Source organism: Vagococcus bubulae (assembly GCF_003950315.1).
Classification (GTDB): Bacteria; Bacillota; Bacilli; order Lactobacillales; family Vagococcaceae; genus Vagococcus; species Vagococcus bubulae.
Map to the genome: position 1 here is coordinate 45,112 of NZ_NGJT01000016.1, position 8,297 is coordinate 53,408.

The 8,297-nt window shown below is 33.6% G+C and carries 7 protein-coding genes; 1 reads left to right on the forward strand and 6 read right to left on the reverse strand.

Annotated elements, in window-relative coordinates; genetic code table 11:
• Positions 1 to 225 precede the first annotated feature (225 nt).
• Positions 226 to 1,587 (forward strand): S1C family serine protease, encoded by a 1,362-nt coding sequence (locus CBF36_RS08805; protein ID WP_125958087.1) that lies wholly within the window; start codon positions 226 to 228, stop codon positions 1,585 to 1,587.
• 58 nt (positions 1,588 to 1,645) lie between these two features.
• On the opposite strand, the gene CBF36_RS08810 is transcribed toward CBF36_RS08805, so the two are convergent.
• The 6 genes from CBF36_RS08810 to CBF36_RS08835 all read right to left on the reverse strand — a co-directional run bounded on the left by CBF36_RS08810 (position 1,646) and on the right by CBF36_RS08835 (position 7,880).
• Positions 1,646 to 2,461 carry an MBL fold metallo-hydrolase gene (locus CBF36_RS08810; RefSeq protein ID WP_125958088.1) on the reverse strand — a complete coding sequence of 272 codons (816 nt, stop codon included), beginning with the start codon at positions 2,459 to 2,461 and terminating at the stop codon, positions 1,646 to 1,648.
• Positions 2,462 to 2,473: 12 nt separating this feature from the next.
• On the reverse strand, positions 2,474 to 3,307 hold the full coding sequence (locus tag CBF36_RS08815; protein WP_125958089.1) for a two-component system regulatory protein YycI: 834 nt from the start codon (positions 3,305 to 3,307) through the stop codon (positions 2,474 to 2,476).
• Positions 3,307 to 4,596, reverse strand: a complete 1,290-nt coding sequence (locus CBF36_RS08820) for a YycH family regulatory protein (protein ID WP_165865442.1) — start codon at positions 4,594 to 4,596, stop codon at positions 3,307 to 3,309. Before CBF36_RS08820 ends, CBF36_RS08815 begins: the two co-directional genes overlap by 1 nt.
• The gene (gene walK / locus CBF36_RS08825; RefSeq protein WP_125958091.1) at positions 4,593 to 6,419 is read right to left on the reverse strand and encodes a cell wall metabolism sensor histidine kinase WalK; all 1,827 of its coding nucleotides are present in this window, start codon (positions 6,417 to 6,419) and stop codon (positions 4,593 to 4,595) included. Before walK ends, CBF36_RS08820 begins: the two co-directional genes overlap by 4 nt.
• Before the next feature lie 12 nt (positions 6,420 to 6,431).
• The gene (yycF, locus tag CBF36_RS08830) at positions 6,432 to 7,136 is read right to left on the reverse strand and encodes a response regulator YycF (RefSeq protein WP_125958092.1); all 705 of its coding nucleotides are present in this window, start codon (positions 7,134 to 7,136) and stop codon (positions 6,432 to 6,434) included.
• 438 nt (positions 7,137 to 7,574) lie between these two features.
• Positions 7,575 to 7,880 (reverse strand): hypothetical protein, encoded by a 306-nt coding sequence (locus CBF36_RS08835; RefSeq protein WP_125958093.1) that lies wholly within the window; start codon positions 7,878 to 7,880, stop codon positions 7,575 to 7,577.
• Positions 7,881 to 8,297: the final 417 nt, after the last annotated feature.

The window sequence follows — 8,297 nt, forward strand, 5'->3', positions numbered from 1 at the left end:
TATTGAAAGTTTTCCACTTATCCACTGATTTGTGGATAAGTGTTGTTAATAACTTTTATTTTTTATACACTTCATACTTTTTTCTTAATTTCATCATTTCTTCATAGTTTAAAAAAATATCTTAAGATTTTCAAGTATTGTTCAATAATAGCCACTAATATTAGACTAATGACTCATATATATCTTATAATAAATTAAACACTAATTTAAAGGAGGATGACATCTATGAGAAAAGACGTCACACCAAACGAAGAACAAAAACGTGAAACTATACATAAAAAAACTAATTCAGCTGCACCAAAACAATCATTATTTAAACGTTTTGGTATTTCCCTAGCTGCTGGAGCATTGGGAGGATTACTTGTAGTTGGAGGTTATACTTACATAAATGGTCAAAACACAACTACTTCCAATAGCGCCTCAACCACTACAGCACCTGTTGAAAAAGGAAAAACGACTGTGAGCAATGTCAATGTTAATGTTGAATCCGAAGTCACTAAAGCAGTAGAAAAAGTGGAAAATGCCGTTGTGTCCGTCACAACTTATCAAAAGAGTAACACAGAACTATCTGATATAGAAAAAATATTTGGTCAATCTGCAGAAAGTACAGAAGATGAACTACAAGAATCTGGCGAAGGTAGTGGTGTTATCTACAGAAAAGATAATGGTAAAGCTTATATTGTAACCAATAACCATGTCGTGACAGGAGCAAGTGCCGTGAGCGTCATGCTTAATAGTGGCAAAAAAGCTGATGCAAAAATTGTCGGAACAGATACTTATAGTGACTTAGCTGTATTGGAAATACCTGATACAGATGTTAAAACTATTGCAGAATTTGGTAACTCAAATAACATTAAAGTTGGGGAAACTGTGTTAGCAATAGGGTCTCCTCTTGGTTCAACTTTTGCAAACTCTGTTTCTCAAGGGATTATCTCAGCAAAAGATCGTATGATTACAAACCAAACCTCTGACGGGGCAATTATCAATAGTAAAGCCATCCAAACAGATGCTGCGATTAATCCTGGTAATTCTGGTGGAGCTTTAATTAATACTGCTGGACAAGTTATCGGTATTAACTCAAGTAAAATTGCTCAAGCAGCTTCAGGGGTTAGCGCTGAAGGGATGGGATTTGCTATTCCAAGTAATGAAGTAGTAAACATCATTAACCAACTAGAACAAGGAAAATCTGTAGCTCGTCCAATGCTTGGTATTAAAATGGTCAGCCTAAATGTATTAAAAGCTGAAGATAAGAAAAGCTTGCTAAAATTAGATGATAAAATTACTAATGGTGTCGTGATTGCCTCTGTTGAAAAAGATACTCCTGCTGCGGCTGCTGGGTTGAAACAATATGATGTAATTACTCAAATTGATGGTAAAGATATTGCAAGTACAGCCGAATTACAATCCATTCTTTATTCTAAAAATATTGGTGACAAGATGGAATTAACATACTATCGTAATGGTAAAGAAGCAAAAGCAACTGTTAACTTGACTCAAGATTCTAGCAAACTAGAAGAGCAACAAAAGAAAGCTCAAGAACAACAGACTGAAGAAAGTAGTAGTGCTAAGACTAATCCTTTTAACTAAATAAAAGAAGAAAGGCTCAACCAGCTAATTATCACTGTTGGTTGAGTCTTTCACTTTATTAAATAGCAAATAAGTCACACGCTTTGTCTGGATCAGTATCCATAATCTTCACTTGACCACCAGCATCAATATCATGCTGTTGCAAAATACCTGTGACAGTCATGTTTGCTAGTTCTTTCATATTATTTTCTTTACTTAAATGACCTAAATAAATATGTTTAGTACGATCACCAATTATTTCTGTGGCAGTCAATGCCCCATCTTCATTTGATAAATGCCCTTTATCCCCTAATATACGTTGTTTTGTATTCCAAGGATAGCGTCCCATACGCAACATATTTGGGTCATGATTACTTTCTAGTAAATAAGCATCAGCATTTTTTATGACACCTTTAACTTGTTCACTACAATAACCTGTATCAGTCAAGACAACAAAAGATTTATCGTCTTTATAAAATCGATAAAATTGTGGCGCTACCGCATCATGAGACACGCCAAAACTTTCGATATCCATATCACCAAAAGTCATCACTTTTCCCATATCAAATATATGTCGTTGTTCAAAAGGAACATTGCCAATTGATTTTTCCATTGCATGCCAAGTTAATTCATTGGCATAAATATCTAAATGATATTTTCTTGCTAAAACCCCTACACCATGTATGTGATCACGATGCTCATGTGTCACAAGAATCGCATCTAGATCATCCGGAGAACGATTAATGGATGCTAATAAACTCGTAATTTTTTTTCCACTAAGACCAGCATCGACTAGCACTTTTCGTTTATCTGTTTCAATATACAACGAATTTCCAGTACTTCCACTAGCCAACACACTAATATTAAAACTTGTTTCTGACACTATTATATGCATCCTTCCTACTACCTACTTATTAATGACCTCTGATACAGAAGATGAGATGACCGCATTAGTAAAGGCGTTCACACGTTCTGTTTGTATCACATTTTTACTACTCTCAACTGAAACAAACCATGCTGGAATGTAGACATTTTTTCCTCTAACAGTAAAAATTCTAGTATACCCCAAATGAATCCATTTAACAGTATCGCCTGATTGAATACGATTGTTCGTATATAAACTAATAATCGCATCTCTTTCAGAAATCACACTTTGTACCTCACGCAGTGGCTCAATTCGACTAATATGTGTTTGTTTATAACTAGATATTTGGTCACTTTCAAACTTATCTTGAGAAACAATCACTGATAACTGTGCTGTTTCATCATAAAATGGAATGCCTTCATATGTTTGATTATAAATATAATTTTTTAATGGAATGGTTTCTTCCTCATTTAATACATAATCTTTCCCATACAACACATTAGATGGGTTACGGATAAATTGATTAATCGACTCAATATCTTTTGATTTTTTTATCACAGTATCTGATTGAGCCATTATTTGACTAGTGAGTTGATCATTGTTCACTTGCCAAGATTGATCTGCCAATTTTTCACGTGCATCAGCAACTAATTCATCTTCTTCTGCCGAAAGATAGTAACCTTCTCTTTTTATTTTTGACAAATCTTTGGGAACTTCAATATGGTCTGCCTTTAAACGTTCTTCTAAATTTTCTGAAATACTACCTGTTGAAATATAATCTTGAGGCTCTCTTCCTTCTTGGTAAATATAGAATAGAAACATATTTAAAAATAAAAACACGATAAAAAAGATGCCTTCAACTCGTCTAAAATCCATTAAGTTTGGCCTCCTTTAGTCAATGTTTTTTCTAACTTTTCTTGAGTCATCCACATGTTATCATACTTAATGTACCATGAAGGGACTAAATCAATGGCCTGTTGGGTTTCTTTATTTTGTTCCCATCTATAACCTATCTGGATATCCATTATTTTGGACATATCAACACCTTGATTTTTCAAACTATCCACGAGTTCTTGTGTTGGCACAAGTGTCACAGAATCATCTGATGGTAGCGGAATTTGCAAGGTATCTTGGTTTGCTTTAATAAACACATTTTTATTTTGAACGGTTGTCGCTAAACTACCTTTCATATTTTCACCAAACACTGGAAAACCTTCAACGTAATTTCTATAAACCACTTCATTGCTTGTATCTGAAAAATACCTTAAATTTCCTAAAGAGGTACCCATGTCTTCTACATATTGAAAGGTATCATAGTACAAACTATTTTCACTACCAGAATGATTTTGTTTTAGTTTACCAAAATAATTAACCTCACCTGTTTGACTATCGATTGTTAAGGATTCGCCCTCGCTATTCGATAAACTTAAATTTTCTCCTTCGTTTGAGAACAAATCATTTGGCTGATTGAAAAAACCTCGTGAAAATGTTGTAAAGGACTGAGTAGCAATAATATAACTATAAGTTTTTAGCTTAGCACTATCCGCCAAATAATAGATACCAGCAACGTTATCTGTTGGTAAAAAAGCATTCACATAGTTATTGCTTTCAGCATCAAGTATCGAGGTAATGCTTGCAATATTTCCTTTAACCTCTATTTCTACCCCTGATTTATTTTGATAATTAACAAAATACAATTTGTTATCATCTAATGACATAATTAGCCAATTAAACATTAGATTTTTACTGTCACGAGGTAGCGTGATGGATAAATTATTCATATTAATAAATAAAGAAGCTGGAATAGCACTTGGATAAACTAAATTAAATAAATCTCGTTGGGTTGTTAAGCTCTCAACTTGTGCCGTTGTCATAGTACGCGAGGTATCAAATTCAAGTGACACAATTTTTTCATGTAAACTTGTCATAGTGGACTCTTTATTAGTATATAAAAAATGATCCCCAGTCCCGTGATGATAAAACAATTTAGTTGGCATATACACTTCTGTCATGTCTTTTTTTTGCACAACAGCTTTAACTTTAGCTGTTCTATCCTGAAATCCTCGGTTGGCAGGTTTGGTCCAAATCTTCCATGATAAAAATAGACTCAGTAGCACCATGCAAATGACACCGATTTTTAATATATTCTCTCCCATTTTACTCATTCCCATAGATCCTCCTCGTAAGGTTCATAAGGTAGCGAAATAAAGAATGTCGAGCCTTTATTTTCTTCACTTTCAGCCCAAATATTTCCACCATGAGCCAAGATTGATTCTTTTGAAATAGCTAATCCCAATCCAGAACCACCCATTGCGCGAGATCGTGCCTTATCCACTCGGAAGAATCGATCAAATACACGTCCAAGGTTTTGTTTTGGAATACCTAATCCCTCATCTGAAATACTTAATACGACATTCTTATGCGTTTCAAGTAAGCGACACGTAATCGTACCGCCATCTGGTGAATATTTCATTGCATTATTTAAAATATTATCTAACACCTGAATCATACGATCGGTATCAATGTCCACCCAAATCGCTCGTTGAGTAAATTCTCGTTTAATCACATAATTTCTATCACTATCTTTAATAACCATATCAAAACGATCTAACACATAATTAAACAATTCATTTAAATTAACCAATTCTTTTTGTAATTCAATCTTATTGGCATCCATACGTGATAATTGAAGTAAGTCATTAATCATACGAATCATGCGATTGGTTTCTTCTTGTGTGACTTTTAAAAATTGTGGGGCAACTTCTGGGTCTTGCCATGCACCGTCAAGTAAAGCTTCAATGTAACTCTTCATACTTGTGAGTGGTGTTCGTAACTCATGAGACACATTGGATACAAATTGGCGACGCTCTTCTTCGTCTTTTTCCTTTTTGGTCACGTCATGAAGCACACACACTAACCCACTAATAAAACCAGACTCTCGGCGAATCATTGAAAACTCTGCACGAATAAGAGTTGTTTCACTAAAATCTTCACTAAAATCGAGTAACACATCTTCTTGTACTTCTAGTAAATCTCTAAAGCTATACTCATCTCCCAATTTTAGTAACTCTAAAATAGATTGATTGATAACATCTTCCGTGCCAATTCGAAGTAAGTTTAATGCTGTGTCATTAATTAAAATGATGTTTCCACGACGATCCGTCCCAATAACGCCATCAGACATATGCGTTAAAACACTATCCAATCGACGTCTTTCAGCATCCATGGTTTCTTGTGTTTCTTTGACACGATAAGAGAGTTCATTAAATGTTTCCCCTAACTGCCCTAATTCATCTTTTCCATAAACTTCTACTTGACCTGAATAATCACCATTAGCAATTCTGTCTGCTTGTTGTTTCATTTCACCAATGGGTTTTGTAATGGTTCTAGACACAAGCAACGCAATAATGAGGGTAAAAATAAGGGCTATCATCGAAGCATAAAAGAAAATCATCGTAATTTCACTGACTTGTTGGTACTTACTTTCTATATTGCTTTTAACATATAACGACCCAATAACCGTATCTCCAGTAGGCGAGTAAATTTGCTCAATGTTAATAAATACCCTTTGCCCAGTTTGAGGGTCTGTTCGCTCTTCTTTTTTCTGATTAAACGAGTTAAACAACTCATAATCATTTTTCTTCCCAACATCTCCTTGAAGATTTGGGTCACTTGTCGCAATAACAATCCCTTTATCATCGACTAAACGAACTTCTAAAATATCATTTTTAGAAAATTCATCTAAAATTCTCTTCAAGTTGGATTCTTGTTGTGAGTCATTTTTCTTACTGATTTCAGAACTTAAATTGGTGGCGAGTGTTTCAACTTGATTTGTCACATTCTCTTCAAAGGTTTGAATGGTTGATGTTTCAAGAACTCGAATAAAAATAGCCCCAATAATTTCAATCGAAATCATCAGTAACAACACAAACACCAAGGCAATTTTAAAGTGAACCGATGAAAAAAAGGGCGTTCTATTTTTTTTCATTATACGATTCACCTAATCTTGTTCTGGATTTCTAAGATAATAACCAACGCCACGTCGGGTAATCAACCAATTTGGATGACTAGCATTATCCTCTATTTTTTCTCTTAAACGTCTAACTGTCACATCTACTGTACGCACATCACCAAAGTAATCATATCCCCAAACAGTTTGTAACAAATGTTCACGAGTCATTACTTGACCAATATGTTTAGCAAGGTAGTGAAGTAACTCAAATTCACGATGGGTTAACTCAATGGTTTCGCCTCGTTTGGATACCACATAAGCATCTGGATGAATGGTTAACGCACCGATTGTTAACTCATTACCCGGTGCTTCTTCTGTCTTAGCTGTCGTATTATCATGTCGACGTAAGTTAGCTTTCACTCGAGCCACTAACTCGCGGTTAGAAAATGGCTTTGTCACGTAATCGTCTGCACCAAGTTCTAATCCCAATACTTTATCGATTTCAGAATCTTTGGCTGTTACCATGATAATTGGGGTATCGTATTTTTTACGCACATCACGACACACTTCTAGTCCATCTTTTTTGGGTAGCATCAAATCTAAAATAATCAAATCAGGGGTTACCTCATCAACCATTTCAATCGCTTCTTCTCCATCAAAGGCAGTAAACACCTCGTATCCTTCTTTTGTTAAATTAAACTTCACTATATCTGAAATGGGCTTCTCATCATCTACAACTAATATTTTTTTCACTATCCGTCACCGTCCTCATTATTCTTTCTTTTTCATAAAAGTCGTCCTTACTATTATACAACATTTTGAATACTTAAAAAACATTTCCGATTTTCAGAATCATTTCATACTTTTTTGACAATTTTCAGTAATTATTACTTATTTTATTTCGGGTTTTTGCGTATGTATGAGAAAAAAATGATAACTCTAAATTGGTTGATATATCAATGTTTATAAACATTCTAATCTGCGTTATTTAATTAACTTGTCCTTTTCCATTGTGACTTTCCTACATATAACTTAAACTTAAAGTATAAATTAATTCATTTAATTTATTCGGCTAATAATTGAAGTAAGACTAGGTTTCCCCTTCCCTTACAAAGTCTAGTCTTATGGAAGCAAAAAAAGTTGAGATTAATTCTCAACTTTTTTTGTGTTCTTTTGTTATTTAATTATTTTTTAGGATTTAACTTGTGCTTTGATTGAACCTAATTTTGATTTTAGAGAGTCAATATGACTGTCAGCAGGTTCTGTTTCTAATCTTTCAAATACACCAACCATTGTTTTTAATTCTTCATCATCTAAATCATCTACAATGTCTAATAAGTTTTGATTGTCTTGTAATTTATCTTTTACTAACAATTTATATTTTAGACGATTCACAGATTCTGTTGTTTTTTCAATCCCTTTTTTTGTTAATTTTGTTACGGCAATAATACTTACGACACCTGTCGCTGCAATGGCACATTTTGTTGATTTCTTCATACAAATCATCCTCCATTTCTTTACATGCTATTATAACATCAAAAGATTTTTTCTCGTACTAAAAACCCTTCTTTTTAAAATCATACTCCTATCATCTTTCGACTAATTGAATTTTATATGAAAAAAAATAAACTATTTTAATATCAGTCATTGTCTTTTAAGAATTTAAATACAAAAAAAGACCTAGAAAACAACTATTTCCAGATCTTTACGGCTCTATAATTTAAAGGACTTATGAATCAAAATCTGATTCATCAGCCTTTTTTAGTTTATTTTATTTAAAAACATGTCGTCTATCTAGTAAAATTTAAGTACCAAACAAAAATATCAGATAGAAAGGACGACATGTCATGAATAATCATATCAAAAAAATGCTAAGAATAACAGATGACAATTTAAATTTAATTAGTACAGAGG

Excerpts from the sequence above, each read along its gene's own strand:
- CBF36_RS08805 (WP_125958087.1), top strand. The coding sequence starts at position 226 with ATGAGAAAAGACGTCACACCAAACGAAGAACAAAAACGTGAAACTATA.
- CBF36_RS08810 (WP_125958088.1), bottom strand. The coding sequence starts at position 2,461 with ATGCATATAATAGTGTCAGAAACAAGTTTTAATATTAGTGTGTTGGCT.
- CBF36_RS08815 (WP_125958089.1), bottom strand. The coding sequence starts at position 3,307 with ATGGATTTTAGACGAGTTGAAGGCATCTTTTTTATCGTGTTTTTATTT.
- CBF36_RS08820 (WP_165865442.1), bottom strand. The coding sequence starts at position 4,596 with ATGAGTAAAATGGGAGAGAATATATTAAAAATCGGTGTCATTTGCATG.
- walK (WP_125958091.1), bottom strand. The coding sequence starts at position 6,419 with ATGAAAAAAAATAGAACGCCCTTTTTTTCATCGGTTCACTTTAAAATT.
- CBF36_RS08835 (WP_125958093.1), bottom strand. The coding sequence starts at position 7,880 with ATGAAGAAATCAACAAAATGTGCCATTGCAGCGACAGGTGTCGTAAGT.